We start from the raw sequence: 25,754 nt of genomic DNA, 5'->3' as shown, positions 1-25,754 counted from the left end.
GTCAGTCTACGTCGCCACTCTCCGAAAGGCGAATCGAGGAAGTCTGCCCCACGGAAGCGCGTGTCATGCCAGGGGGTCGGGAGCGGCCTGGATGCCGTATTCCGCCAGCTTCGCCTTGCCGCCGTCCGGGGCCGTCAGGACCAGCGGGCCCTCTTCGGTCAGGGCGACCGAGTGCTCCCAGTGCGAGGACCAGGTGCCGTCGGTCGTGATGACCGTCCAGTCGTCCGACAGGACCTCCGTGCGCGGCGTGCCGAGGGACACCATCGGCTCGATCGCGAGGCAGAAGCCGGGCACCAGCTTGGGGCCCTTGCCGCGGCGCCGGTCGACGTAGTTCAGCAGGTGCGGGTCCATGTGCATCTCGGTGCCGATGCCGTGGCCGCCGTAGTCCTCGATGATGCCGTAGCGGCCGCCGCCGGGCTTGGGCTGGCGGCGGATGTAGGTCTCGATCGCCCGGGAGACGTCGACCAGGCGGTTGCCCTGCTTCATGGCCGCGATGCCCGCCCACATCGACTCCTCGGTCACCCGGGAGAGCTCGACCAGCTCCGGGGAGTGACCGGAGCCCACGAACGCCGTGTAGGCGGCGTCGCCGTGCCAGCCGTCGACGATCGCGCCGCAGTCGATGGAGATGACGTCGCCGTCCTTGAGGACGACGTCGTCGGAGGGGATGCCGTGGACGACCACGTCGTTCACGGAGGTGCAGATGGTGGCGGGGAAGCCGCCGTAGCCCAGGAAGTTCGACTTGGCGCCGTGCTCGGCGAGGACCTTGCGGGCGACCTCGTCCAGGTCCTTGGTGGAGGCGCCGGGCACCGCGGCCTCACGGGTCGCCGCGTGAATGGCGGCTACGACCAGGCCCGCCGCACGCATCTTGGCGATCTGCTCGGGCGTCTTGATCTGCACCATGGGGGGCCTGCGCTCTCCGTCACTCACGTCGACTGGGTTACCTGTACAACAGTACGGCCGCGGCACCCCGCCAAGGGCACCGCGACCGGAAGGACCGCGATCTACTTGTTCTCGGCCTTCTCGCGCTTGAGTGCCTCCAGCGCCCGCTGCGTGATCTCGTCCACCGGGCCCAGGGAGGAGATCGTCACGACCAGGCCCTGCGCCTTGTAGTAGTCGATGATCGGCTCGGTCTGCGTGTGGTAGACCTCGAGGCGCTTGCGCACGGTGTCCTCGGAGTCGTCGTCGCGCTGGTACAGCTCACCGCCGCAGACGTCGCACACGCCCTCCTTCTTCGGCGGGCTGTACGTCACGTGGAAGACGTGCGACGACTCGTTGCGGCAGATACGGCGCCCGGCGATCCGCTTGACGACCTCATCCTCCGGGACCTCCAGGTCCAGGACGGCGTCCAGCGTGATGCCCTCGATGCGCAGCAGCTCGTCCAGCGCCTCGGCCTGCGAGACGTTCCGCGGGAAGCCGTCCAGCAGGAAGCCGCCCTCCGCGTCCGGCTGCTCCATGCGGTCCTTGGCCATCGCGATGGTCACCTCGTCCGGGACGAGGTTGCCGGCGTCCATGTAGGACTTCGCGAGCTTGCCCAGCTCGGTCTGCCGGCTGATGTTGGCCCGGAACAGGTCGCCCGTGGAGATGTGCGGGATCGACAGCTTCTCGGCGAGGCGGACGGCTTGCGTTCCCTTACCGGCACCCGGCGGCCCGACGAGGACGATACGCATCAGCGGAGGAACCCTTCGTAATTGCGCTGCTGGAGCTGGCTCTCGATCTGCTTCACCGTCTCGAGACCGACACCCACGATGATCAGGATGCTCGTCCCTCCGAAGGGGAAGTTCTGGCTTGCCCCGAAGCCCACCAACGCCATTGTCGGTACGAGAGCGATCAGCCCCAGATACAGCGAACCCGGCCAGGTGATCCGGTTGAGCACGTAGCTGAGGTACTCAGCGGTCGGTCGGCCAGCCCGGATGCCCGGGATGAAGCCACCATACTTCTTCATGTTGTCGGCGACTTCCTCGGGGTTGAAGGAGATCGCCACGTAGAAGAACGCGAAGAAAACGATGAGCAAGAAGTACAGAGTGATGTAAATCGGGTGGTCGCCCTTGGTCAGGTTCTGCTGGATCCAGTCCTTCCAGCCCGACCTGCCCCCCGCGAACTGCGCCACGAGCGCCGGAATGTAGAGCAGCGAGGAGGCGAAGATGACGGGAATCACACCCGCCTGGTTCACCTTGAGCGGGATGTAGGTGGACGTACCACCATAGGAACGACGGCCGATCATCCGCTTCGCGTACTGCACCGGGATGCGGCGCTGGGCCTGCTCGACGAAGACGACCAGGCCGACCATGACCAGGCCGACCACGATCACGGTGCCGAACTCGATCCAGCCGCCGGCCAGGGTGCCCTGCTTCTTGATGGCCCACAGCGCGGACGGGAAGGTCGCGGCGATCGAGATGAACATCAGGATCGACATGCCGTTGCCGATGCCGCGGTCGGTGATCAGCTCACCGAGCCACATCACGACACAGGTGCCGGCGGTCATGCAGACGACCATCGTGATCGTGGTGAAGATCGCCTGGTTCGGGACGATCTGGCCGGCCACCGAGCAGCTGCCGAACAGCGCGCCGCTGCGCGCGGTGGCGACGAGGCCCGTCCCCTGCAGGATGGCCAGCGCCACCGTCAGGTAACGCGTGTACTGGGTGATCTTCGCCGTGCCGGCCTGCCCCTCCTTCTTCAGGGCTTCCAGACGCGGAATCACGACGGTGAGCAGCTGCAGAATGATGCTGGCCGTGATGTACGGCATGATCCCGAGGGCGAAGATCGTGATCTGCAGCAACGCGCCGCCGCTGAACATGTTGACCAGCCCGAAGAGGCCCTGGTTGCCCGAGGCCTCCCGGACGCACTGCTGGACGGCCTTGTAGTTGACGCCGGGGATCGGGATGTGGGTACCGACCCGGTAGACCACGATGATGGCCAGCGTGAAGAGCAGCTTCTTGCGCAGGTCGGGCGTCTTGAACGCCCGGGCGAACGCGGTGAGCACGGTGCCTCCTGCGACCCCCGCGCAACTGCGTCAAGGGTGACGGTCTTGAGGTTCGACGGATACAGACGAATAGCTAACGGTCAACTGCCGCTCAGGGTGCCCCATGGGAGCAGTCAGTGAAAGTAGGCAGTGCTGGCCACCTTACCGGCGAGAGCACCGCCCTAGGAACGACCAACCGGGGATACCCCTTTTGTGGGGTATCCCCGGTCGGGATCGTTCACGTCATCGAGTGGACCTGAGGGGCTCAGACCAGCTCGGTGACCGTACCGCCGGCGGCGGTGATCTTCTCCTTGGCGGAGCCGGAGACGGCGTCGACCGTCACCTGCAGCGCCACGGAGATCTCGCCCTGGCCGAGGACCTTGACGAGGCTGTTCTTGCGAACGGCACCCTTGGCCACCAGACCCTCGACGGTGACCTCGCCACCCTCGGGGTAGAGCGCGGCCAGCTTGTCGAGGTTCACGACCTGGAACTCGGTCTTGAACGGGTTCTTGAAGCCCTTCAGCTTCGGGAGGCGCATGTGCAGCGGCATCTGGCCGCCCTCGAAGCGCTCCGGAACCTGGTAACGGGCCTTCGTACCCTTGGTACCACGACCGGCCGTCTTACCCTTCGACGCCTCACCACGACCGACACGGGTCTTGGCGGTCTTGGCGCCCGGGGCGGGACGGAGGTTGTGGATCTTGAGCGGGTTCTGCTCCGCCATGATCAGTCGACCTCCTCGACCGTCACGAGGTGGCGGACGGTGTGCACCATGCCGCGGAACTCGGGGCGGTCCTCCTTGACGACCTGCGTGTTGATGCCCTTGAGACCAAGGGAGCGCAGGGTGTCACGGTGGTTCTGCTTGCTGCCGATGTAGGACTTGACCTGCGTAATCTTGAGCTGCGCCATGATTACGCACCCGCCCCGGCACGCGCACGGAGAAGAGCCGCGGGGGCGACGTCCTCGAGCGGCAGACCGCGGCGGGCCGCGACCTCCTCGGGACGCTGCAGGCCCTTGAGGGCCTCCACGGTCGCGTGCACGATGTTGATCGCGTTGTCGGAGCCGAGCGACTTCGACAGGATGTCGTGGATACCGGCGCACTCGAGCACGGCACGCACCGGACCACCGGCGATAACGCCGGTACCCGGGGACGCGGGCTTGAGCAGCACGACGCCGGCAGCCTTCTCACCCTGGATCGGGTGCGGGATGGTGCCCTGGATCCGGGGGACCTTGAAGAAGTGCTTCTTGGCCTCCTCAACGCCCTTGGCGATGGCGGCCGGCACCTCCTTGGCCTTGCCGTATCCGACACCCACGGTGCCGTCACCGTCGCCCACCACGACCAGCGCGGTGAAGCTGAAGCGACGACCACCCTTCACAACCTTGGCGACGCGGTTGATCGCGACGACGCGCTCAACGTACGCGGTCTTCTCGGCGGCAGCAGCGCCGCCGTCACGGCCCTTCCGGTCCCGCCGCTCGCCGCCACCGGCACCGCTGCCGCGGCGCTGGGGTCCAGCCATTGGATTACCTCTCTCTTTCCGCTAGCTACAAGCGGCTCAGAACTTGAGCCCGGCTTCGCGGGCGGCGTCCGCCAGGGCGGCGATGCGCCCGGCGTACTGGTTGCCACCACGGTCGAACACGACGGCCTCGACACCGGCGGCCTTGGCACGCTCGGCGACCAGGGCGCCGACCTGCTTGGCCTGCGCGGACTTGTCGGCCTCGCCGCCACGGATCGACGCGTCCAGGGTGGACGCCGACGCCAGGGTGTGGCCCTTCAGGTCGTCGATCACCTGCGCCACGATGTGGCGGTTGGAGCGGGTCACGACCAGACGGGGACGCTCCGCCGTACCGGAGATCCGCTTGCGGATCCGGATGTGACGGCGCTTGATCGCGGCGCGCTTGTAGGCGTCGCCCTTGAGGATCTTCTGCCCGTATGCCATGGCTTACTTACCCGCCTTTCCGACCTTGCGGCGGATGACTTCGCCCTCGTACTTGACGCCCTTGGCCTTGTACGGGTCGGGCTTGCGCAGCTTGCGGATGTTGGCCGCAACCTCGCCGACCTTCTGCTTGTCGATGCCCTCGACCGAGAAACGGGTCGGGGACTCCACCTTGAAGGTGATGCCCTCGGGGGCCTCGACGAGGATCGGGTGGCTGTAACCGAGAGCGAACTCCAGGTTCGAACCCTTGGCGGTCACTCGGTAACCGACACCGCTGATCTCGAGCTTCTTCACGTAACCCTGGGTCACGCCGGTGATCATGTTCGCCACCAGCGTGCGGGAGAGGCCGTGCAGGGCCTTGCTCTGACGCTCGTCGTTCGGGCGGGTCACCTGCAGGGTGCCGTCCTCGCCCTTAGCGATGTCGATCGGCGCGACAACGGTGTGGGTCAGCGAGCCCTTGGGGCCCTTGACCGAGACCGTACGGCCGTCGATGGTGACGTCCACGCCGGCGGGAACCGCGATGGGGAGCTTGCCGATGCGCGACATAGCTGTTTCCTCCGTTCCCTTCTGCTACCAGACGTAGGCGAGGACTTCCCCACCCACGCCCTTCTTGCCGGCCTGCTTGTCGGTGAGGAGCCCGTGCGACGTGGAGATGATCGCCACGCCGAGGCCGCCCAGCACCTTCGGCAGGTTGGTGGACTTCGCGTACACCCGGAGACCGGGCTTGGAGATCCGCTTGATGCCCGCGATGGAGCGCTCACGGTTCGGGCCGAACTTCAGCTCGAGGACGAGGTTCTTGCCGACCTCGGCGTCCTCGACGCGCCAGCCCGTGATGAAGCCCTCCTGCTGGAGGATCTCCGCGATGTGAGACTTGATCTTGGACGCCGGCATCGTCACGGAGTCGTGGTACGCCGAGTTCGCGTTCCGCAGACGCGTCAGCATGTCTGCGATCGGATCAGTCATGGTCATGAATTGGCCTTCGGCCTCTCTCGCCGGGGTTTCCTGGTGCGCCATCCCTCTCCCCGATCCGAGACGGGACGGGTGCGGCGCGGTGGACCTACGGCGTAGTAAGTCGTATGGGCGGCGACAGACGCCCAACCCCACAAGCCTAAGGCATGTGGAGTGGGCGTCTGACCGCCCTATCTGCTTACCGAGAGCCTTGGGAATCCCGAATTACCGGGATTACCAGGAGCTCTTGGTCACGCCCGGCAGCTCGCCACGGTGAGCCATCTCACGAAGGCACACGCGGCAGAGGCCGAACTTGCGGTACACGGAGTGCGGACGGCCGCAGCGCTGGCAGCGGGTGTAGCCACGCACACCGAACTTGGGCTTGCGAGCAGCCTTGGCAATCAGAGCCTTCTTCGCCATCTCGCTCACGCCTCCTTGAACGGGAAGCCGAGGTGACGAAGGAGCGCGCGGCCCTCAGCGTCGTTGGTCGCCGTGGTGACCACGGTGATGTCCATGCCCCGGGTACGGTCGATCTTGTCCTGGTCGATCTCGTGGAACATGACCTGCTCCGTGAGACCGAAGGTGTAGTTGCCACGGCCGTCGAACTGCTTGGGGGACAGGCCGCGGAAGTCGCGGATGCGCGGGAGCGCGAGCGACAGGGTGCGGTCCAGGAACTCCCACATGCGGTCGCCACGGAGCGTGACGTGGGCACCGATCGGCTGGCCCTCACGCAGCTTGAACTGCGCGATGGACTTGCGGGCCTTGGTGACGGCCGGCTTCTGACCGGTGATCGTGGTGAGGTCGCGGATGGCGCCCTCGATCAGCTTGGAGTCGCGGGCGGCGTCGCCCACACCCATGTTGACCACGATCTTGACGAGGCCGGGAACCTGCATGACGTTCTCGTACTTGAACTCGTCACGCAGCTTGCCCGCGATCTCCTCGCGGTACTTCGTCTTCAGACGCGGAGTGGTGGTGGTAGCCATCAGATGTCCTCACCCGTCCGCTTGGCAACGCGGATCTTGTTGCCCTCGTCGTCGAAGCGGTAACCGACACGCGTGACGACCTTGTTGCCGTCCTTCTCCACGACCAGCTGAACGTTGGACACGTGGATCGGGGCCTCGGTGGTCACGATGCCGCCGGCCTGGGAACCGCGAGCGGTCGGACCGGCCTTGGTGTGCTTCTTGACCCGGTTGACACCCTCGACCAGGACACGCTCCTCGCGCGGGTAAGCGGCAATGACCTTGCCCTGCTTGCCCTTGTCCTTACCGGTGATGACCTGGACCAGGTCGCCCTTCTTGATCTTCATGCTTACAGCACCTCCGGCGCGAGCGAGATGATCTTCATGAACTTCTTCTCGCGCAGCTCACGGCCGACCGGGCCGAAGATGCGGGTGCCGCGAGGGTCGCCGTCGTTCTTCAGAATGACGGCGGCGTTCTCGTCGAAGCGGATGTACGAGCCGTCCGGACGGCGGCGCTCCTTGACGGTGCGAACGATGACCGCCTTGACGACGTCACCCTTCTTCACGTTGCCACCGGGGATCGCGTCCTTGACGGTGGCGACGATGACGTCACCGATGCCCGCGTAGCGGCGACCGGAGCCACCGAGCACACGGATGCAAAGGATCTCCTTCGCACCAGTGTTGTCGGCGACACGCAGTCGCGACTCCTGCTGGATCACGTCTATCTCCTGTTTGTCTGCCGGTTCCCGGCAGGGGTTCCTCTGCGGAACCCCTGCCGAGCCTGGCGGAACTGACCTGCGAGGTTAGCCCCGCAGGAAATTACTTGGCCTTCTCGAGGATCTCGACGACGCGCCAGCGCTTCGTCGCGGACAGCGGCCGGGTCTCCATCAGGAGGACGCGGTCGCCGACACCCGCGGCGTTCTGCTCGTCGTGCGCCTTGAGCTTGTTGGTACGGCGGATGACCTTGCCGTACAGCGCGTGCTTGACGCGGTCCTCGACGGCGACGACGACGGTCTTGTCCATCTTGTCGCTGACGACGAGACCCTCACGGGTCTTGCGGAAGCCGCGGGCCTCTGCAGTCTGCTCAGTCACGTTGCTCTCACTCATCAGGCGCTCTCCACCGTCTCGATGCCCAGCTCGCGCTCACGCATCAGGGTGTAGATCCGCGCGATGTCCTTACGGACGGCCTTCAGCCGACCGTGGTTCTCGAGCTGACCGGTCGCCGCCTGGAAGCGGAGGTTGAACAGCTCTTCCTTGGCCTCGCGGAGCTTCGCCAGAAGCTCCTCGTTGCCCAGCTCGCGCAGCTCGGACGCCTTGGTACCGGCCGACATCACGCTTCACCTGCCTCGCGCTTGACGATCCGGCACTTCATCGGCAGCTTGTGGGCCGCACGGGTCAGCGCCTCACGGGCGATCTTCTCGTTGGGGTACGACAGCTCGAACATCACACGTCCGGGCTTGACGTTGGCGATCCACCACTCCGGAGAACCCTTACCGGAACCCATGCGGGTCTCGGCCGGCTTCTTGGTGAGGGGACGGTCCGGGTAGATGTTGATCCAGACCTTGCCGCCACGCTTGATGTGGCGGGTCATCGCGATACGAGCCGCCTCGATCTGGCGGTTCGTCACGTAGGCCGGGGTCAGCGCCTGGATGCCGTACTCGCCGAACGCAACCTGCGTTCCACCCTTGGACATACCGTTGCGCTTCGGGTGGTGCTGCTTGCGGTGCTTGACCCTACGGGGGATCAGCATTTCGGTCAGGCCTCCGTTCCGGTGCTCTCAGCCGGAGCGGACGCGGGAGCCTCGGCCTTGGGGGCCTCGGCGCCGGCAGCCTGCTGCGGCTTGCGACCGCGCCGCTCGCCACCACGGCCACCACGGGCCGGGCGGTCGGCACCACCACGGGCCGGGCGGTTACCCGCACGGGCCGCAGCGTTCTCGGCGCGGACCTCGGCGATGTTCTTGACGTCGCCCTTGTAGATCCAGACCTTCACACCGATGCGGCCGAAGGTCGTCTTGGCCTCGAAGAAGCCGTAGTCCACGTTCGCGCGGAGCGTGTGCAGGGGCACACGGCCCTCGCGGTAGAACTCCGAGCGGGACATCTCGGCGCCGCCGAGGCGGCCGCCGCACTGGATCTTGATGCCCTTGGCGCCGGCCTTCATCGCCGACTGCATGCTCTTACGCATGGCGCGGCGGAAGGAGACGCGGGAGGAGAGCTGCTCGGCAACGGCCTGGGCAACCAGCTGAGCGTCGGTCTCGGGGTTCTTGACCTCGAGGATGTTCAGCTGGACCTGCTTGCCCGTGAGCTTCTCGAGGTCGCCGCGGATGCGGTCGGCCTCGGCGCCACGGCGGCCGATGACGATGCCCGGACGCGCGGTGTGGATGTCCACGCGGACACGGTCACGGGTGCGCTCGATCTCCACCTTCGAGATGCCGGCGCGCTCCATGCCGGACGTCATCATCCGACGGATGGCGACGTCTTCCTTGACGTAGTCCTTGTACAGCTTGTCGGCGTACCACCGGGACTTGAAGTCCGTGGTGACACCGAGCCGGAACCCATGCGGGTTAACCTTCTGGCCCATTACCGGGTTCCTTCCTTGCTGCTGACGACCACGGTGATGTGGCTGGTCCGCTTGCGGATCCGGTAGGCACGGCCCTGGGCACGCGGCCGGAACCGCTTCAGGGTCGGGCCCTCGTCGACGTACGCCTCGGAGATGTAGAGGCTGTCGGCGTCGGTGTGGTCGTAGTTGTGCGCGGCGTTGGCAATGGCGCTGTCGAGCACCTTGCCGACCGGCACGGAGGCTGCCTGCGGAGCGAATCGCAGAACAGCCTGGGCCTCCGTGGCATCCATGCCACGGATGAGGTCCACCACGCGGCGGGCCTTCATGGGCGTGACGCGGATGTACCGCGCCTGGGCCCTGGCTTCCATGGTTGTCCCTTCAGTTACTTACGTGTCTGAGTGCGATCCGCTACTAGCGGCGCTTCGACTTCCGGTCTTCCTTGACGTGGCCCCGGAAGGTGCGCGTCGGCGAGAACTCGCCGAGCTTGTGGCCGACCATCGACTCGGTGACGAACACCGGGATGTGGGTCTTGCCGTTGTGCACCGCGATCGTGTGACCGAGCATGGCCGGGACGATCATCGAGCGACGGGACCAGGTCTTGATGACGTTCTTGGTGCCCGCTTCGTTCTGGGCGTCCACCTTCTTGATCAGGTGGTCGTCGACGAAGGGCCCCTTCTTCAAGCTACGAGGCATCTCAACCCGTCCTTAGCGCTTCTTGTTCGTCTTGCGGCGGCGGACGATGTACTTGTTCGACGCCTTCTTGGGCGAACGAGTACGGCCTTCCTTCTTGCCCCACGGGGACACAGGGTGGCGACCACCGGAGGTCCGGCCCTCACCACCACCGTGCGGGTGGTCAACCGGGTTCATCACGACACCACGGACGGTCGGGCGAACGCCCAGCCACCGCTTACGGCCGGCCTTACCCCAGTTGATGTTGCTCTGCTCGGCGTTGCCGACCTCGCCGATGGTGGCGCGGCAGCGGACGTCGACCAGGCGGACCTCGCCGGACGGCATGCGCAGGTGGGCGTAGGCGCCCTCCTTCGCGAGCAGCTGCACGGAGGCACCGGCGGAGCGGGCGAACTTGGCACCGCCACCGGGACGGAGCTCGATCGCGTGGATCGTGGTACCGACCGGGATGTTGCGGAGGGCCAGGTTGTTGCCCGGCTTGATGTCGGCCCCGGGACCGTTCTCGACGCGGTCACCCTGCTGCAGGTTGCGCGGGGCGAGGATGTAGCGCTTCTCGCCGTCGGCGTAGTGCAGCAGCGCGATGCGCGCGGTGCGGTTGGGGTCGTACTCGATGTGCGCGACCTTCGCCGGCACGCCGTCCTTGTCGTGACGACGGAAGTCGATCACTCGGTAGGCGCGCTTGTGTCCGCCACCCTGGTGGCGAACGGTCACACGACCGGCGTTGTTACGGCCGCCCTTGCTGTGCAGGGGGCGGACCAGCGACTTCTCCGGCGTGGACCGCGTGACCTCGACGAAGTCGGCGACGCTGGCGCCACGACGGCCCGGCGTAGTCGGCTTGTACTTGCGGATTCCCATTTCTCAGTCCTCGTCCGATATCGGACGATCCGGACCGCCCTTAGGCGGTCGGACCGCCGAAGATGTCGATACGGTCGCCCTCGGCGAGGGTCACGATCGCGCGCTTGGTCGCGGCACGCTGACCGAAACCGGTCTTCGTGCGCTTGCGCTTGCCCTGGCGGTTGATCGTGTTGACCCCGGTGACCTTGACGTCGAAGACCGCCTGGACGGCCTGCTTGATCTGGGTCTTGTTGGCGCCCGGGGCGACGACGAACGTGTACTTGTTCTCGTCGAGGAGCGCGTAGCTCTTCTCCGAGACAACCGGCTTGAGCAGCACGTCACGGGGGTCCGTGAAGGACTTGCTCAGCGGGGTCTCGACGGTGTTCTTGCCCTCGGCGGCGTGACGGCGCGCCTTGGCGACGCGCGCGGCCTTGGCGGCCTTGGCGGCCTTCGAGGCGATAGCGGGGTGACGGATGGCCATCAGACCTCGCTCCCTTCGGTGTCGTTGGCCTTCGGGCCGGCGACGAAGGACTCGAAAGCGGCCTGGGTGAAGACCACGTCGTCCGAGACGAGAACGTCGTACGTGTTCAGCTGGCCCGGCTCCAGGATGTGGACCTGGGGCAGGTTGCGGGCGGACAGCCACGCGGCCTCGTCGGCGCGGTCGACGACCAGGAGCAGGTTCTTGCGCTCCGAGATCTTGCCGAACAGCGACTTGGCGGCCTTGGTGCTGGGGTTCGCGCCCTCGACCACGCCGGAGACGACGTGGATGCGGTTGTGGCGGGCCCGGTCGGTGAGGGCGTGGCGCAGGGCCGCGGCCTTCATCTTCTTCGGGGTCCGCTGCGAGTAGTCACGCGGCTGCGGGCCGTGGACGACGCCACCGCCGGCGAACTGCGGCGCACGGGTCGAGCCCTGACGGGCGCGGCCGGTGCCCTTCTGGCGGTACGGCTTCTTGCCGCCACCGCGAACCTCGCCACGGGTCTTGGTCTTGTGCGTGCCCTGACGGGCCGCGGCCAGCTGCGCGACGACGACCTGGTGAAGCAGCGGAACGCTGATCTTCTCTACGTCGAAGATCTCCGCGGGGAGCTCGACGGTACCGGCCTTCTCGCCCGCCGGCGAAAGGATGTCAACAGTGCTCATCGGTTACCTCAGGCCCCCTTGGCCGCGGTGCGGACCAGGACGAGGCCGCCGTTCGGACCGGGAACCGCGCCCTTGATGAGCAGCAGACCCTTCTCCGCGTCAACGGCGTGGACGGTCAGGTTCTGGGTGGTGACCCGCTCGTTGCCCATGCGACCCGCCATACGGAGGCCCTTGAACACGCGGCCCGGGGTGGCGCAGCCACCGATGGAACCGGGCGAGCGGTGCTTGCGCTGGGTGCCGTGCCCGGCGCCGAGGCCACGGAAGTTGTGGCGCTTCATGACACCGGCGAAGCCCTTGCCCTTGCTCTTGCCGGTGACGTCGACCTTCACGCCGGCCTCGAAGACCTCGGCGGTGATCTCCTGACCGAGCGTGTACTCGGCGGCGTCAGCCGTACGGATCTCAACGAGGTGGCGACGGGGGGTGACGTCGGCCTTGGCGAAGTGGCCCTTGAGGGGCTTGTTCACCTTGCGCGGGTCGATCTCGCCGAAGGCGATCTGGACCGACTCGTAGCCGTCGACGTCGTTCGTACGAACCTGGGTGACGACGTTCGGGCCGGCCTTGACGACGGTGACCGGAACAACACGGTTGTTCTCGTCCCACACCTGCGTCATGCCGAGCTTCTCGCCCAGGATGCCCTTGATCTGCTTAGCCATTCTCAGCCCACCAGCCTCAGAGCTTGATCTCGATGTCGACACCGGCCGGGAGGTCGAGTCGCATCAGAGAGTCAACGGTCTTGGGGGTCGGGTCGAGAATGTCGATCAGGCGCTTGTGCGTGCGCATCTCGAAGTGCTCGCGCGAGTCCTTGTACTTGTGCGGCGACTTGATGACGCAGTACACGTTCTTCTCAGTGGGCAGCGGCACCGGGCCCGCGACCGACGCACCAGTGCGGGTCACCGTCTCGACGATCTTCTTCGCCGAGGAGTCGATGACCTCGTGGTCGTAGGCCTTGAGCCGGATGCGGATCTTCTGTCCCGCCATGGCTACTCAGTAGTCCTGTCTCTCTTACGCTCTGGAACCCGGCGGGTTCCTTCTTGCCCCTTGTTCCTCCGACCCACGCGGTCGGGTGTGTCGCGCTTCCACTGACACAGATGTCCCTTGTTCGAACATCCCTGCGGGGAATGCGACGGCCCTTCCGGAACCGCGGACCGGGGACCTCGGGCCCACCGGGTGCCTGGCCGGTGCCGCGCTCACACTTCCCGGAAGATTCCCGTACGTCCGCCCCAGTGCTGCCCGTGGGCAGTTAGGGCGACGAGTACTGTGGGACTCGCTTCCGGTCCTCCCGGCGGGAGGCGCGCAGCATCAACACTCGACCGAGCAACTCCGACAGTCTGCCATATGGGGCGGGGGCTGTGCCAATCGGGCCGTAGAGATTACCCCTGGAGTGACGTAAGTCAAACGCCGGTGCGGCCCGTGGCGATCCACCTTGCTCACGTCACTCCGGGAGCCGGATCTCCAGTGGGCCGCAGCCCAGCCGGCCGGCCTCCGCGGCCACGTAGGCCGGGAAGGCCTGGCGGATGAAGGTGTAGCCGTACGTACCGTCCTTCTGCTGGGCGAGGAACACCACCGAGCCCTGGCGGCACTGGGCGTACACCACGGCACGCGCCGGGGCGTAGGCGCCGACCGCGTCGCGTCGGCCCTTCGCCCGGATACCGGGGCCCGTGGACGCTTCCAGTCCGGCGAAGGCCCCGCCGAGGCCGTCCTGCCCGATCGTCTGCAGCCGGTACTGAGGGTGGGCGTTTCCGCCGGTGACCATGTCGCACGTACGGACGGGTCCGTCTGTTCCCGAGGTCATCCGCACATAAGGGCGCGACCCCACGTCCGCCGGCAGACGCACCCCGGCGACACCGCAGATCCGCCGGTCCGCAGCCACCGGCCGGGGCGCCGGCGCCGGGTGCGGCTGCTCGGGTCCGGGCAGCGCACCCGAGCAGCCGAGTTCCGCCATGCTGCCGTTCGCGACGTGGACGGCCGTGCGGGCGAGCGCCTTGCGCAGGGTGGCCTGGGTGTCCGGCGACCGGAGATCCCAGAAGCTGTCGTATCCCATGACCACGTCGACGACGGCATAGCCGGAGGATGCTCCCGGATCGGCACAGCCGGAGGGGAGGGCCACCCAGGCGCGCGTGTCCGAGGCCATGCCGAGCAGCCCGTGGCCGAGCGGCGTGAGGCTTGCCGACAGGAACGCGTCGGACCAGGGAATGTTGTCCTCTTCCACACCGCCGGTGAGCCGGTGCACATGGATGTCGAGTTCGCGTTCACCGCTGGTGACACGGCACCTGCCGTCCAGTGAGCCGCGCCCCTCCGCCCCGTTCGGGGTCCAGGCCGGCCGTACCTCGCTCGCCTCGGTGTCCCGGTCGCCGAACAGTGCGTCGAGGTCGCTGCTGCTCACGGAGTCCCAGCAGGGCGAATCGACGAACGGCAGCGTGTGGGTCCGCCAGGCGACGAGTCCGGCGCCGATGAGGGCGCTGCTGATCGCCAGAGCGAGCGTGGCCAGCCGACGGCGACGGCTGCCTTGACCGAGGCGGGGCCACCTGGCCGGTCCCCCGTGGTCCGCCGTCACCTGGCATCCACCTGCGCGCGGAACTTCTCCACTGTCGGGTACTGCAGGCGCTCGGGAGCGTCGGTGGTCGTCCTCATGGCTGCAGGGCCGGTACGAGCCGTTGATCGGCGTGTCATTTTCTCCTCATCGCGGGAAGGCCCGGCTTGGCGCCCACTGCGGCGTTTCTGATGGCCACCCCCAGGTCGGGACAGGTCATCCCGGACCGGTGGCCGCTGCCCAGCGCCGTGTGCAGCGGCTTGTCACCGAGCAGGTGGCCGCACGTCCCCGCGCCCGTCCGAGCCCAGAAGGAGTCACCGCAGCTTGTCCAGCGCGTCGCTGCGTGCTGCGATCGCATTGTCGCGGGACTCTCCGGGGAGTGAGTCCTGCGTCCCACGCTCAAGCCGAAGCGCCTGGGCCCACAACCGGGTCATGTCCTGGCTCTGCGCTTCCATTTGTGTGATTGGGTCCTGCGGGCCTGCGTCCTTCAGCTCCCGTTTCCACGAGTACAGCAGGTGGCCGGCTGGATCCTCACGATAGGCGGGCGGCGCCTCCGCGTTCGCCGCGAGGGCCGCGTCAACGTCCGCACCCCATTTCTCGCCCTCGGTTCGCCCGTTGTCCTGCGTGACCTTCTGGGCCACGCCGTCCAGGGAGCCGAGGATCCGGCCAGCCAGTTTGGCGCGCAGACCCAGCGTGTCCTGGTCGGCGGTGCGGGGGGTCGCCGCGAGGTCGGCCGCGATGTGCCGGGTGGCGGCTTCGCGGACCGTGGCGTACGCGGCGGGGCTGTCCGACAGCACCCGCAGGACGCGGATCAGGGAATCCAAGGAAACGGACATGTGCACGCCGGCCCGGTCCTGCCAGGGGGAGGTCGACCGAGTGTCCGCGCGGATGTAGTCGACGTTCACGGACGTCAGGATCTGGTCCGTGTCGTCCGCATAGTCGGCCAGCGCTTGGGCGAAGGGGACGGCAAGGGCGGGGTCCATGCGTCGTGGGCCCGGACCGAGCTTGTCGTCCATGGCCAGCAACAGATTCTGCATGGATCGCGCCTGCTGAAGGGAGTGCTTGCCCGGAGAAGCACCGGTGGTGGCACGCTTCGCGGCCGCCCCCAATCCTGAGCAGTTCAGATCACTCCGGTACTGCTCTGACAGCGCCGAGCGCACCCTCTTGTCGCCCAGTAGCTCCTGACACATCCCTGAGTCCGAGGCCTGTCCCAGCCACAGCCAGCTCGCGATGCCAGCGGCCATGGCCAGACAGACAGCGGTGACTGTGATCTTCAATCGGAGTCGGCGGGGGCTCGGCGCCGAAGGTGGCGGCATGACGGGGTGGCTGCTTTCTGTGGACACGGTCTCGGTCTGTCTCAGTTCGTGGTGTCGACCAGGTAATTCCTAGCGTTCGTGATTCCTCGGGTCTGGCCGGCCAGCGCCGCTGTGGTCAGGCCCTCGACCTTGTTCTTGTCGTCCTTGTCATTCATGTCGATGTCCGACCGCCCATCGGCCCATCCGTTGATCAGCAGCGGCAAATGCTTGTTCGCCGAAAGGAAGGTGTCGGCGACCTTGGCATTGGCCTCGGCGTCCGCACCGGCCTTCCACTCGTTGTCCATCTCCCAGGTCACCGTGTCCACGCCACGCTGCAAGGAGTCACCGTAGGCGATGGACGTTTCGCCCACTGTGAAGTACAGCGGCGTCACCGCACCGCCGATCACGTGGTAGGCGACCTTCGCCTTCCAGTCGGCGGCCGCGTACTTGTTCATGCGGTCGTCGTTGATGACGTCCTCTTGGATGACACTGTAGGTTGCGCGCACCGTTCCGATGTTCTCGAACTTCGAGTTGACGTCCTGGTGAAGGACTCCGTGCGGCAGCTTGTCCAGTTCGTAGTTGATGTGCCGGTCCTCGGCCTTCTGCAACGTCGCATAGGCATTGGGATCGTCGGAGAGACCGCGCATCACCTGCACAAGGCTCTTGGGGTCAGTCGCCAGATGGATGTGGCCCGCCTTGTCGGTGAAGTAGCCGTGTCCGTAGCTGACCGAGCCGTTGATGTCGGCGTGCTTGATGTAGTCAGTGTCCACCCCGGCCAGGATCTGATGGGTGTCCGATGCGTACTCGCCCAGCGCGTCGGCGATCGGCTGCCGGAGATTCTCGGGCACGGACGTGCTCGTGTCGGAACTGGGCTTGAGCTGGTCGATGATGCCAGCCATGACACGAGTCTGTGCCGCGTTGTGGCGCACCTCGGGCCACGGGTCCTGGCCTGCGGCGAGAGGAGGATGCCCGGTAGACGCAGCTTCGAGCGCCGCCCCCAGCCCCGTCCGGCTCAAGGGGTCGTCAACGGTCGCGAAGCCCGCGTCGTCGAGCACGTTCTTCGGCCAGTCCCGGGTGTTGAGCAGGTAGTGCAGGTGATCATTGCCGACATGGTCGGCACCGCTGCCGTTGCCGGCCGGATCGAAGAAGTGAGTCGCGGCATCGGGGTTGTTGCTCATCACGGCGAGGAGCCCGTCGAGGGCGTCGGCACGGGTGCCGTCGTGGCCCCCTCCCCATCCGGTGAACAGGCCCGCATGACTCTTCTCGGCGGCGATCATGTCGTCGCCCATCTGGTACAGGAACTGGTCGTCGTACTTGGTGTCGCTCTGCTGCATCATGCCGACGACCGACTGGTAGCCGCGCAGCGGATTCGACGTGGAGCCGTAGTTTTTTGTGCCGTACTTCTCCAGCCCCTGCATCCACTGGCGGTAGAACGAGCCATCGGCACTGTCCAGCCACGCCTTGAACTTCGGTGATCCGGGAGGCATGTCGGCGACCGAGCCCGGCACCTGCGTGGCGTTGGCGAGCGTGTCGGCCAGCCCACCCTGAAGGTCCATGTACACGTTCTGGTGGCTCTTGTCGGACGAATAGGCGAGATCGTTCAGCTCGTTGGTGAACTTGATCGTGTTGTCCGGCCCCAGACCGTGCAGGAAGGTCTGGCTGAACGCCTTGTCGCCCTTGTTGTCCCGGAAGGCGCGGCGCAGTTCGGCGAGGTCTGCGGCGGACACCTTGTCACCGTGTGCGACCCGCCGGGCGATGTCGTCCGCCTCCTGGGCCTCGTACTTCTCGATGTCGCCCTGGGCCTTGCCGTTGAAGCCGGGGACCTTGCCGTCGCCCATGTCGGGGCCTTTCACGACGGCGGCGAAGGCGACCTCGGCGCCCTTGTCGGCGTCGTCCACGTCCTTCACGCACTGGTCGATGCGGGCCTGGAAGGAGGCGACGGACTTGCGGACACTGAGCCCGTAGTCGGTGTCCGTCGCCAGCCGCTGGCGGTCCCTCGTGCTGAGCCTGTCGTCGTCGAGCGAGACCACGCCCTGGTCCGACACCTTCATACCCTTGGCTATCGCGTCGTCGCGGGCCGACTCCAGCTTCTTGCGCAGGTCCACGAACTGGGTGTGCGCGTCACGGAGGAGCGAGGCGATCGCCTTGGCCTCTGTCTGGGCGCTCTGGTACTCCGTGAGCCTGACACCGAAGCGCGCGTTGGCGGCTTGCCGGCTCTCACCGGCGAAGGTCGGGCGCAGGGTGATGCCGTGCACGTCCCGCCGGTACGCGGTTTCCTGCTTGTTGAGCTCCTTCGCCATGCCGTCCCAGCGTTCGGCGGCCTTGGTGAGCGTGGACAGGTCGGTCGTCAGGATCTCGTGGTAGGTCGGCATGGGTCCCCGTTGGTTCTGGTGGCGTGCGAAAGGGGTCGGCTGTGTCTCAGTGCTTCGGTGGCGGTGAGTACGTGTCGAACACGGACACCTTGCGCGCCGTACCAGCCACTCCAGCGTCCGTACCGGTCAACACGGTGTTGTTGTACCGGAGGGCCGATTCGTCCTGCGCCAGCCGGGTCAGAAAGTTCTGGACCTGTTCACCCCAGGTCTTGTGCACCTTGCTCACGGCAGTTGACGTGAGCCAGCCATGACCATCCTTGGCGTCGAACGCCTTCACCACGGCGCCCGTCTCGTCATCCGCCCATTTCCCTGCTGTTTTGGTGTGCGGTTCGATCTCGTTGAAGAGGGTGTCCGCCGCGGCTTTCTTCTCGTCCGGGGAGTGCGCGAGGTCCGGCCGGCCGCCCCCCGTCGATCCTCCGCCGCCCGAGTCGGCCGGGTACTGATTGAGCCGCATCCCCACGGCGTGTTCGCCGCCACTTCCTGCCACGATCCCAACCCCCGTATGCCGTTCTGGCGTGACCGCGTCACGCTAGCAAACGACTCGGCGTCATCAGGCAGTCGACCAGCCTGCTTTGGCGTTTCCTTTACGGCGGGGTGCCGCCGGCCGGCGGACGGATTGGGCCTCTGCCGACGCCCGACATTGGGTCTTGGGGTGGGTCCACAGGCGGCCTAGCGTCCCTGTCATGACCGTTCCCGCCCCGACCGAGAAGACAGACCTCGACCAGTCGTCCGAGCCGACAGCCAGGGCCGCGGCGCCGTCCCCACCACACCCCCGCCTGATCGGCCTCCTGGCGACGGCCTGTGGCCTGATCGCCGCCTGCCTCTACTACTGCCAGCCCCTGCTCCCCCGGATCGCCACCTCGTACGGCGCCTCGCCCTCCGCGGCGGGAGCACTGGTGACCACCACCCAGGCCGGCTACACCCTGGGCCTGCTGCTGATCGTGCCGCTCGGTGACATCGTGGCGCGCCGGCGCCTCGTCGGGATCCTGCTCGGCTTAGGCAGCGCCGGAATGCTCCTGTCGGGAGCGGCCCCTGCGCTGTGGGTGCTGCTGACCGGCGGCCTGGCCGTGGGCGCGGGGGCGGTCGTCGTGCAGATCCTCATCCCGTACGCCGCCTCCGTCGTGCCCGCCGACCAGCGCGGCCGGGCGATGGGCACCCTCCTCACCGGCGTCCTGCTCGGCATCCTGTGCTCCCGTACGGCGGCCGGGCTGGTCGGCGGGGCGTTCGGCTGGCGCGCGGTGTTCCTGGCCGCGGCCGGGACGCTGGCGGCGGTGGCCCTGCTCCTCACGCGGGTGCTGCCGCCGTCACCGCCGGACGTGTCGCTCGGCTACGGCGCCCAGCTCGCCGCCACGCTCCGGCTGGCCGCCGCGGAGCCGGTGCTGCGCCGACGCTCACTGGTCGGCGCGTGCTGCTTCGCGGCGTTCAGCGCATTCTGGGCGACCTCGGCGTTCCTGCTGGCCGGCCCGCACTACGGCTGGGGCGCCTCCGCGATCGGGCTGTTCGCGCTGGTGGGCGCGGCAGGCGCGCTCGCAGCCAAGGCGACGGGCCGGCTCGCCGACCGGGGCCGACAGGAGGTGGCCACCGGTGTGCTGCTGTCGCTGGGCGTGATCGCCTTCGCGGCGACGTGGCCGGGCGGCCGCAGCCTGGCCTGGCTGGTGGCCGGGGCGCTGGTCATGGACGTCGTGATCCACGGCGTCCACCTGCTCAACATGAGCGTGGTCTACGACCTCCCGGACCACCCCCGGGCCCGGATCGCGTCCGTCTACATGACGTCGTACTACCTCGGCGGCGCGGCGGGCTCCGCCCTCGGCGTCACCGCGTACCGGTTCGGCGGGTGGGGGGCCGTCCCGGCGACGGGAGCTGCGCTGCTGGGGCTGGGCCTGGTGGTGTGGGCCGTCAGCCTTCGGCGGCGTACGTGACGAAGGCGGTCCAGGTGGTGGGGGCGACGGTCAGGCGGGGGCCGTCGGTGTTCTTGGAGTCGCGGATGTGGATGGTGGTGGGGGTGGGGGCGACTTCGAGGCAGTCGTTCACATCAGGTCCGCTGCTGTAGCTGCTCTTGAACCAGTGGAGTTCAGGGGTGCTCATAGTGCTCCCAGCGCTTGCTCAATGAAGGCCAGAGACTCCCCTGGTGAGAGAGCCTGCGCCCGGATGATGCCATACCGCAGTTCGAGGATCCGGAGTTGCCGGGGGTCTTGGGTCGGGCGGCCGTTGAATGCGCCGTCGGAGCGCCCAATTGCCGTGCCGTCCGCGAACCTCAGCAACTCGATCGGACCGTTCAGCCCAGGGTGATCCCACCGCGTGGTCGGCATCACCTGGAGTTCTACGTTGGGCCTCTCCGCCACCTCCAAGAGGTGCTCGAGCTGCCGCCGCAGAACCATTGTCCCCCCGACCGGGCGTTCGAGCGTCATCTGCTCTTGGACAAAGCTCAGTTCGGGCATGGGAGTTCGCTCGAAGATGGACCGCCGAGCCATACGCGCCGCCACACCCGCCTCCAGCACGTCCGGCGAGTGTGCGGGCCGATGCACACCGAACATCGCCCGTGCGTACTCCTCGGTCTGCAAGAGCCCGTGAATGTGGAGGTTGTTGTACAGGAGCACGTCGGCGGCGCGGCTCTCCAGCTCCGCCAACTGGCGTACCTTCTTCGGATACCGAGCCTTCCGCATGTCCTCCATGAAGGCCCTCAAATGCCCCTGCGCCTTCAGGATCTGGTCCGCCCTGTCCAGCGACTCCGGCCGGGGAATCCGCGCCCCGCGTTCGATCTTGCGGATCATGTCCTCGCCGTACCCCAGGGCCTCGGCCAGCTCGGACACGCTCAGCCCGGCCGCCTCCCGGCACACCTTGAGCAGGCGCCCCACCGCCTGCACCACCGGCTCGATCTCGTCGCCGGGCTCCACGTCCCAGCCCGACTCGTCCACACCCTCACCCATGGCCCCTCCTTCGGCGCGCACTCGTACCCCGTACAACGCCCGAGACAGCCGAGACAGCCGAGACAAAGCCGGGACAGTGACCGTACGTGCAGGCGTTGTCACCCATATACGGAAGCACGCTCGGCCACGCTGAGTGACATGAATCAAGGCCCCGTCCCGAACTTCACCGTCCTCCTGTCCCCCACACGGCGCGGCGCCCGCCTGGCCCGACTGCTGGCCACTGAACAACTCCGCACCTGGGGACTTCCGTTGGACGCGGCGCAGCACATCGTGGCCGAGCTGGCGGCCAACGCCGCGACCCACGGCCGGGTGTCCGGACGGAACTTCCGGCTCACGCTCTACGTCGTCGGCGACACACTTCGCATCGAGGTGACCGACACGCGCGGTGACCGCCTGCCCAGGCTCCAATCCCCGTCCGCGCAGGGCGAGTCGGGCCGGGGACTGGTCCTCGTGGACGCGTTGGCCGACCGCTGGGGCGTGTCGTCGGGCCGGACTCCGCGCAAGACCGTCTGGGCCGAGGTCACCGTCCCCGCACCGGAACCCGGGGCCTCGCGCTCCGGTGCCACGGGCGGCCTTTCCCAAAGAAGAAAAACGAAGTGAAAAGGACCCCCGCCAAGCCCCACCCCTCCCGCCCACGGCGCAAACTCACTCGCCTGGGTGAACATCGCCAACTCAGGTGGATTTGCGCCCCGTTGCCTGCCTTACGCTCGGCGCAACACAACCCAAGACATGCGACGGCCCCCGCCGGGACGGCAATCCCAGTGCGAGGGCCTGACCACCGAGGAAGGTCACATCTTCCTGATGGATACCCAGCACCCTAGCGCGGCCTCACCCGCCCGGTCCCGCTTTGCGGGCTACAAGCACCCGAACCGGCGTCCCCCGTCCACGCCGTACGCCGGTGGGCTCATCCACGAGCACACCCGCCACACCACCCGCTTCACGGTGATCGGCAACCACCTCACCCAGCACCCGGATCTGTCCCTCCTCGCGATCGGTCTGGCCTGCCACATCCAGTCCCTGCCGAAGGGCGCCCGCGTCGACATCAAGACCCTGTCTGCTCGCTTCCCGGAGGGCGCGACCCGTATCGGCGCCGCGCTGCGCGAACTGGAGGCCCACGGCTATCTGCGCCGCGAACGCGCCCGCATCCCCGGCGGGCGCATCGTCACCCGCACGATCTCCTGCAACCAGCCACAGGCAGCCGTACGCCGGCACCCACCCGCCACCGCCCGCACCAACCACACGGCGGCCCCCGAGGAACCCCCCGCAAGGCACGACAAGCCCCACGAACCCCGCAAGAAGCGGCACCCGCTTCCCCCGGTCCCCCAGCCGGCGCACCCCTCTCCCGCCCTCCTCGAGCAGGCCACGGATCTCCTCGCCACTCTCCACCGCGAGGACCCCCGCCTCCTCCTCTCCGCCTGCGACACCGCCCACCTGGCCCCCGGCGTCGTCACCTGGCTGCTGCACGACGTGTCCCCGACCGCCGTACGCCGCGCCCTGACCGCCGACCTGCCACCCGAGGGCGTGCGCCGCCCAGCAGCTCTGCTGGCCCACCGCCTCACAGCCCGGCTCCCGCCCCCACCCCCCTTCCGAGCCCCGACCGCCCCACGCCCCGTCCGGCATCCCTTGCGGAACTGCGACGGCTGCGACCGCGCCTTCCGCGGACCCGAGCCCGAAGGTCTGTGCCGGGACTGCCGTGCCACGGCCGCGAGCCACGCAGTATCTCGGCCCGGCTCCGGCCCCAGCCACTCCCCCACCCCCTGACCAGGAAGGCGGCACAGCATGTCCGCGCTCCCGTACCACAGCCGTCCCGGACGACTACCCTGGCCAGTGCACTCCCGGGAGGACTCCATGAGCACGCAGGCCGACCACGGGCACGAGCTGGTTCCTCGTCCCGAACAGACTCCGGACGCTTTGCGGGCCGCCCTCGCCGTCGTCGATCCGGGGCGCCTGCCGGAGATGCAGCGGACGAAGGACGAGGCGTTCGCCAAGGCCGTGGAGTGGCAGTCACTCAGCCCGGTGCGGAGCTGGGTTCTGGCCTGGGCCAGGGACATCGAGATCGCCCGCCGCCCCGACCTCGCCGCCCGCCATGCCCGAGCCAAGAACGACCTGGAACATGACGACCCGGCCGTCGCCGGGGCAGCCCTGCGGGAACTGAGCGCTGTCCTGGACGAGGCGATGGAGGCAGTACGCGCTTGAGCTGGACCTGGGAGTACGCCTTCGCAGCAGAGGCAGCCGCCCGTCATCTCCCACCCGGCTTCCTCGCCGAGGTTGAACGCAAGGCAGCCGAGCTTGTCCGAGCCGCTGAGGCGCTGTACGTGCACGGCCGAGCCCACGCCGGTCATGACCCCAAGGGCGGAGACGTCATCGTTCCCGGCGGGATGTTCACGTACCAGATCGTCGTGCGCAGCGAGCGCGTCTATGTCCTGCAGATCACCTACCTGGGCCGGTGAGCCGACGGCCGGCCGCTCCCCGCGCGGCCGGGTGACGAACCGTGTCAGGACACCGGCCCGGCCGGGGGCCACGCCGTAGGTCCGGAGGGCGGTGGACCCCACTGCGGTGGCGGGGCCGACGCGGCGGCCAGTCGTCGGCGGTGGCGGCCGCGGCGGACCGCAGTGACGATGACGATGGTCGCGGTCGTGGCGAACGCGGCGAGGAAACAGACGACCCCTGCGGCGATGCTCCCGATCGTGGCGCCCACCCGGGGCTTGTCCCCCAGCGCGAACTCGGCCGACGGCAGATCCGAGGTGCAGGTCAGCGTGTAGTCGCCGCTGCTGTCGGGCTTCACCTCGAGGACGCGGTCCCAGGTGCGGGACCCGGCGGTGATGGTGAAGGTGCTGTCCGGCTGGGTCATCGACCCGGACCGCATCTCCGGGATCCGGCAGACGACATGGCCCGGTCCGGCCTGGGAGACGTAGATCGCCTTGGTCTTCCCCTGCACGAAGCCGAACGTCCGCGAGTCGCCGCTGGCGAAGCTGTGGGCGGTGTCGATCGAGTCCACGGTGTTCTTCACCGTCGTCACGATGAAGGCGACGCCGGCACCGGCCAGCACGAGTCCCAGCAGCGCCGCTACCAGGTACCAGATGCGCCGGGGCCGCACGTCCTTCGCCGGGACGTCGGCCGGTGAAGGCGGCGGACCGCCGTACGGAGGTCCCCACGGATACGGATTCTGTATCGCCACGATGGCGCATCGTACGGCAATCGCCGCGGCAGGCGTGCGGTGAAGGGACCACCCTGGGGCTGCGCGGTGAAGGCGGCCCCCGGAAACGACGAAGAGGCCCGTACGACCGAAGTCGTACGGGCCTCTCCTCAGGTCTGAGACCTCAGGCCAGAGACCTCAGGTCAGGTGACCCTCAAGCAAGCGGAACTTACTTGACGATCTTGGTGACCTGGCCGGCGCCCACGGTGCGGCCACCCTCGCGGATGGCGAACTTCAGGCCCTCTTCCATGGCGACGGGCTGGATGAGCGACACCGTCATCTCGGTGTTGTCACCCGGCATGACCATCTCGGTGCCCTCGGGGAGGGTCACCACGCCGGTCACGTCCGTCGTACGGAAGTAGAACTGCGGGCGGTAGTTGTTGAAGAACGGCGTGTGGCGGCCACCCTCGTCCTTGGACAGGATGTAGGCCTGGGCCTCGAACTCCGTGTGCGGGGTGACCGAGCCCGGCTTGATGATGACCTGGCCGCGCTCGACGTCCTCGCGCTTGATGCCGCGGAGCAGCAGACCGACGTTCTCACCGGCCTGGCCCTCGTCGAGCAGCTTGCGGAACATCTCGATACCGGTGACCGTGGTGGTGGTCTTCTCGGTCTTGATGCCGATGATGTCGACGGTCTCGTTGACCTTCAGGACACCACGCTCGATACGGCCGGTGACGACCGTACCGCGACCGGTGATCGTGAAGACGTCCTCGATCGGCATGAGGAACGGCTTGTCGACGTCGCGCTCCGGCTGCGGGATCGACTCGTCGACGGCGTTCATCAGGTTGAGGACGGAGTCCACCCACTCCTTCTCGCCCTCGAGGGCCTTGAGAGCGGAGACCTTGACGACCGGAACGTCGTCGCCGGGGAACTCGTACTCGGAGAGGAGCTCACGGACCTCGAGCTCGACGAGCTCCAGGATCTCCTCGTCGTCCACCATGTCGGCCTTGTTCAGGGCGACGACGATGTACGGAACGCCGACCTGGCGGGCCAGGAGCACGTGCTCCTTGGTCTGCGGCATCGGGCCGTCGGTGGCGGCGACCACCAGGATCGCGCCGTCCATCTGGGCGGCACCGGTGATCATGTTCTTGATGTAGTCCGCGTGACCCGGGCAGTCGACGTGGGCGTAGTGACGCGCCTCGGTCTGGTACTCGACGTGCGCGATGGAGATGGTGATACCGCGCTGGCGCTCCTCGGGCGCCTTGTCGATGTTGTCGAACGGGGTGGCCTCGTTCAGGTCCGGGTACGCGTCGTGCAGCACCTTGGTAATGGCGGCCGTGAGGGTCGTCTTACCGTGGTCGATGTGACCGATGGTGCCGATGTTGACGTGCGGCTTAGTCCGCTCGAACTTCGCCTTCGCCACTGGGGTCCTCCTGTGGAGTGGTTCTGTACGCCTTACTTCATCGGCGCCAGGTGATCTTTGC

37 protein-coding genes are annotated in these 25,754 nt (G+C 67.5%); 5 read left to right on the top strand and 32 right to left on the bottom strand.

All coding sequences use genetic code 11. The features are described 5' to 3' along the window. Positions 1-63 precede the first annotated feature (63 nt). From map to ACZ7HQ_RS34755, 28 genes are all read right to left on the bottom strand, one after another. Positions 64-900: a type I methionyl aminopeptidase gene (gene map, locus ACZ7HQ_RS34890; RefSeq protein ID WP_470998943.1), complete on the bottom strand. Its 837-nt coding sequence runs from the start codon at positions 898-900 to the stop codon at positions 64-66. 101 nt (positions 901-1,001) lie between these two features. Beyond that, positions 1,002-1,667 carry an adenylate kinase gene (locus ACZ7HQ_RS34885; protein WP_470998843.1) on the bottom strand — a complete coding sequence of 222 codons (666 nt, stop codon included), beginning with the start codon at positions 1,665-1,667 and terminating at the stop codon, positions 1,002-1,004. Then, positions 1,667-2,980, bottom strand: a complete 1,314-nt coding sequence (gene secY / locus ACZ7HQ_RS34880) for a preprotein translocase subunit SecY (protein WP_470998841.1) — start codon at positions 2,978-2,980, stop codon at positions 1,667-1,669. The genes ACZ7HQ_RS34885 and secY overlap by 1 nt, the downstream gene beginning before the upstream one ends. 244 nt (positions 2,981-3,224) lie before the next feature. Beyond that, entirely contained in the window at positions 3,225-3,680 is a 456-nt protein-coding gene (gene rplO / locus ACZ7HQ_RS34875; RefSeq protein WP_023547373.1) for a 50S ribosomal protein L15, read from the bottom strand. A gap of 2 nt (positions 3,681-3,682) precedes the next feature. Then, positions 3,683-3,865 carry a 50S ribosomal protein L30 gene (rpmD, locus tag ACZ7HQ_RS34870; protein WP_003974250.1) on the bottom strand — a complete coding sequence of 61 codons (183 nt, stop codon included), beginning with the start codon at positions 3,863-3,865 and terminating at the stop codon, positions 3,683-3,685. Between the two features lie 2 nt (positions 3,866-3,867). Then, entirely contained in the window at positions 3,868-4,473 is a 606-nt protein-coding gene (rpsE, locus tag ACZ7HQ_RS34865) for a 30S ribosomal protein S5 (RefSeq protein WP_016434633.1), read from the bottom strand. Positions 4,474-4,509: 36 nt separating this feature from the next. After that, a complete protein-coding gene (gene rplR, locus ACZ7HQ_RS34860; RefSeq protein ID WP_014674380.1) occupies positions 4,510-4,893 on the bottom strand; it encodes a 50S ribosomal protein L18 in 384 nt (127 codons plus the stop codon). Positions 4,894-4,896: 3 nt separating this feature from the next. After that, positions 4,897-5,436, bottom strand: coding sequence for a 50S ribosomal protein L6 (gene rplF, locus ACZ7HQ_RS34855; protein WP_356940756.1), 540 nt, complete (start codon positions 5,434-5,436; stop codon positions 4,897-4,899). 24 nt (positions 5,437-5,460) lie between these two features. Further along, a complete protein-coding gene (rpsH, locus tag ACZ7HQ_RS34850; RefSeq protein ID WP_030046382.1) occupies positions 5,461-5,859 on the bottom strand; it encodes a 30S ribosomal protein S8 in 399 nt (132 codons plus the stop codon). 213 nt (positions 5,860-6,072) lie between these two features. Continuing rightward, a complete protein-coding gene (locus ACZ7HQ_RS34845; RefSeq protein WP_003948630.1) occupies positions 6,073-6,258 on the bottom strand; it encodes a type Z 30S ribosomal protein S14 in 186 nt (61 codons plus the stop codon). A 5-nt stretch (positions 6,259-6,263) separates the two neighbouring features. Next, positions 6,264-6,821: a 50S ribosomal protein L5 gene (gene rplE / locus ACZ7HQ_RS34840; RefSeq protein WP_015658460.1), complete on the bottom strand. Its 558-nt coding sequence runs from the start codon at positions 6,819-6,821 to the stop codon at positions 6,264-6,266. Further along, positions 6,821-7,144 carry a 50S ribosomal protein L24 gene (gene rplX, locus ACZ7HQ_RS34835; protein WP_031477830.1) on the bottom strand — a complete coding sequence of 108 codons (324 nt, stop codon included), beginning with the start codon at positions 7,142-7,144 and terminating at the stop codon, positions 6,821-6,823. The genes rplE and rplX overlap by 1 nt, the downstream gene beginning before the upstream one ends. Positions 7,145-7,146: 2 nt before the next feature. After that, positions 7,147-7,515, bottom strand: coding sequence for a 50S ribosomal protein L14 (gene rplN / locus ACZ7HQ_RS34830; protein WP_003998823.1), 369 nt, complete (start codon positions 7,513-7,515; stop codon positions 7,147-7,149). A gap of 100 nt (positions 7,516-7,615) precedes the next feature. After that, the gene (gene rpsQ, locus ACZ7HQ_RS34825) at positions 7,616-7,903 is read right to left on the bottom strand and encodes a 30S ribosomal protein S17 (RefSeq protein WP_003992363.1); all 288 of its coding nucleotides are present in this window, start codon (positions 7,901-7,903) and stop codon (positions 7,616-7,618) included. After that, entirely contained in the window at positions 7,903-8,127 is a 225-nt protein-coding gene (rpmC, locus tag ACZ7HQ_RS34820; RefSeq protein WP_003974259.1) for a 50S ribosomal protein L29, read from the bottom strand. The genes rpsQ and rpmC overlap by 1 nt, the downstream gene beginning before the upstream one ends. Beyond that, positions 8,127-8,546 carry a 50S ribosomal protein L16 gene (rplP, locus tag ACZ7HQ_RS34815; RefSeq protein ID WP_009190136.1) on the bottom strand — a complete coding sequence of 140 codons (420 nt, stop codon included), beginning with the start codon at positions 8,544-8,546 and terminating at the stop codon, positions 8,127-8,129. Before rplP ends, rpmC begins: the two co-directional genes overlap by 1 nt. A gap of 5 nt (positions 8,547-8,551) precedes the next feature. Continuing rightward, the gene (rpsC, locus tag ACZ7HQ_RS34810; RefSeq protein ID WP_003998826.1) at positions 8,552-9,373 is read right to left on the bottom strand and encodes a 30S ribosomal protein S3; all 822 of its coding nucleotides are present in this window, start codon (positions 9,371-9,373) and stop codon (positions 8,552-8,554) included. Beyond that, positions 9,373-9,720 carry a 50S ribosomal protein L22 gene (gene rplV / locus ACZ7HQ_RS34805; protein WP_019329637.1) on the bottom strand — a complete coding sequence of 116 codons (348 nt, stop codon included), beginning with the start codon at positions 9,718-9,720 and terminating at the stop codon, positions 9,373-9,375. Before rplV ends, rpsC begins: the two co-directional genes overlap by 1 nt. 43 nt (positions 9,721-9,763) lie before the next feature. Continuing rightward, positions 9,764-10,045 (bottom strand): 30S ribosomal protein S19, encoded by a 282-nt coding sequence (gene rpsS / locus ACZ7HQ_RS34800; RefSeq protein WP_004984529.1) that lies wholly within the window; start codon positions 10,043-10,045, stop codon positions 9,764-9,766. 12 nt (positions 10,046-10,057) lie between these two features. Continuing rightward, positions 10,058-10,894 (bottom strand): 50S ribosomal protein L2, encoded by an 837-nt coding sequence (gene rplB, locus ACZ7HQ_RS34795; RefSeq protein ID WP_069779215.1) that lies wholly within the window; start codon positions 10,892-10,894, stop codon positions 10,058-10,060. 40 nt (positions 10,895-10,934) lie between these two features. Beyond that, complete coding sequence (gene rplW / locus ACZ7HQ_RS34790) at positions 10,935-11,354, bottom strand: 50S ribosomal protein L23 (RefSeq protein WP_470998832.1); 420 nt, start codon at positions 11,352-11,354, stop codon at positions 10,935-10,937. Beyond that, positions 11,354-12,010, bottom strand: a complete 657-nt coding sequence (gene rplD / locus ACZ7HQ_RS34785) for a 50S ribosomal protein L4 (protein WP_470998830.1) — start codon at positions 12,008-12,010, stop codon at positions 11,354-11,356. Before rplD ends, rplW begins: the two co-directional genes overlap by 1 nt. An 8-nt stretch (positions 12,011-12,018) precedes the next feature. Beyond that, entirely contained in the window at positions 12,019-12,663 is a 645-nt protein-coding gene (gene rplC, locus ACZ7HQ_RS34780; protein WP_067045344.1) for a 50S ribosomal protein L3, read from the bottom strand. 16 nt (positions 12,664-12,679) lie between these two features. Continuing rightward, positions 12,680-12,988 carry a 30S ribosomal protein S10 gene (gene rpsJ, locus ACZ7HQ_RS34775; RefSeq protein WP_003948644.1) on the bottom strand — a complete coding sequence of 103 codons (309 nt, stop codon included), beginning with the start codon at positions 12,986-12,988 and terminating at the stop codon, positions 12,680-12,682. Between the two features lie 454 nt (positions 12,989-13,442). Further along, positions 13,443-14,564, bottom strand: coding sequence for a hypothetical protein (locus ACZ7HQ_RS34770; RefSeq protein ID WP_470998828.1), 1,122 nt, complete (start codon positions 14,562-14,564; stop codon positions 13,443-13,445). Between the two features lie 290 nt (positions 14,565-14,854). Beyond that, a complete protein-coding gene (locus ACZ7HQ_RS34765) occupies positions 14,855-15,784 on the bottom strand; it encodes a hypothetical protein (RefSeq protein ID WP_470998826.1) in 930 nt (309 codons plus the stop codon). Between the two features lie 113 nt (positions 15,785-15,897). Next, on the bottom strand, positions 15,898-18,207 hold the full coding sequence (locus ACZ7HQ_RS34760) for a hypothetical protein (protein WP_470998824.1): 2,310 nt from the start codon (positions 18,205-18,207) through the stop codon (positions 15,898-15,900). 46 nt (positions 18,208-18,253) lie between these two features. Then, entirely contained in the window at positions 18,254-18,661 is a 408-nt protein-coding gene (locus ACZ7HQ_RS34755; RefSeq protein ID WP_470998822.1) for a hypothetical protein, read from the bottom strand. A 229-nt stretch (positions 18,662-18,890) separates the two neighbouring features. Here ACZ7HQ_RS34755 and ACZ7HQ_RS34750 point away from each other — a divergent pair, with 229 nt between their 5' ends. Further along, complete coding sequence (locus ACZ7HQ_RS34750) at positions 18,891-20,126, top strand: MFS transporter (protein WP_470998820.1); 1,236 nt, start codon at positions 18,891-18,893, stop codon at positions 20,124-20,126. Here ACZ7HQ_RS34750 and ACZ7HQ_RS34745 read toward each other — a convergent pair. Next, positions 20,104-20,292, bottom strand: coding sequence for a DUF397 domain-containing protein (locus ACZ7HQ_RS34745; protein WP_470998818.1), 189 nt, complete (start codon positions 20,290-20,292; stop codon positions 20,104-20,106). The genes ACZ7HQ_RS34750 and ACZ7HQ_RS34745 overlap by 23 nt on opposite strands. Further along, the gene (locus ACZ7HQ_RS34740; protein ID WP_470998816.1) at positions 20,289-21,134 is read right to left on the bottom strand and encodes a helix-turn-helix domain-containing protein; all 846 of its coding nucleotides are present in this window, start codon (positions 21,132-21,134) and stop codon (positions 20,289-20,291) included. Before ACZ7HQ_RS34740 ends, ACZ7HQ_RS34745 begins: the two co-directional genes overlap by 4 nt. A gap of 138 nt (positions 21,135-21,272) precedes the next feature. On the opposite strand from ACZ7HQ_RS34740, the gene ACZ7HQ_RS34735 reads away from it, so the two are divergent. The 4 genes from ACZ7HQ_RS34735 to ACZ7HQ_RS34720 all read left to right on the top strand — a co-directional run bounded on the left by ACZ7HQ_RS34735 (position 21,273) and on the right by ACZ7HQ_RS34720 (position 23,584). Further along, the gene (locus tag ACZ7HQ_RS34735) at positions 21,273-21,734 is read left to right on the top strand and encodes an ATP-binding protein (protein WP_470998814.1); all 462 of its coding nucleotides are present in this window, start codon (positions 21,273-21,275) and stop codon (positions 21,732-21,734) included. Positions 21,735-21,935: 201 nt separating this feature from the next. Then, the gene (locus ACZ7HQ_RS34730) at positions 21,936-22,895 is read left to right on the top strand and encodes a helix-turn-helix domain-containing protein (RefSeq protein ID WP_470998812.1); all 960 of its coding nucleotides are present in this window, start codon (positions 21,936-21,938) and stop codon (positions 22,893-22,895) included. An 87-nt stretch (positions 22,896-22,982) separates the two neighbouring features. After that, positions 22,983-23,330, top strand: a complete 348-nt coding sequence (locus ACZ7HQ_RS34725; protein ID WP_470998810.1) for a hypothetical protein — start codon at positions 22,983-22,985, stop codon at positions 23,328-23,330. Beyond that, entirely contained in the window at positions 23,327-23,584 is a 258-nt protein-coding gene (locus tag ACZ7HQ_RS34720) for a hypothetical protein (protein WP_470998808.1), read from the top strand. Before ACZ7HQ_RS34725 ends, ACZ7HQ_RS34720 begins: the two co-directional genes overlap by 4 nt. 44 nt (positions 23,585-23,628) lie before the next feature. Here the strand turns inward: ACZ7HQ_RS34720 and ACZ7HQ_RS34715 are convergent, their stop codons facing one another. Both ACZ7HQ_RS34715 and tuf read right to left on the bottom strand, forming a co-directional pair. Beyond that, positions 23,629-24,312, bottom strand: coding sequence for a serine/arginine repetitive matrix protein 2 (locus ACZ7HQ_RS34715; RefSeq protein ID WP_470998806.1), 684 nt, complete (start codon positions 24,310-24,312; stop codon positions 23,629-23,631). Between the two features lie 187 nt (positions 24,313-24,499). Then, positions 24,500-25,693, bottom strand: a complete 1,194-nt coding sequence (gene tuf / locus ACZ7HQ_RS34710) for an elongation factor Tu (protein ID WP_031167057.1) — start codon at positions 25,691-25,693, stop codon at positions 24,500-24,502. Between the last annotated feature and the right edge of the window lie 61 nt (positions 25,694-25,754).

It is taken from the genome of Streptomyces sp. NPDC037290 (genome assembly GCF_055603245.1).
This window is presented reverse-complemented; position numbering and strand designations above follow the sequence as displayed.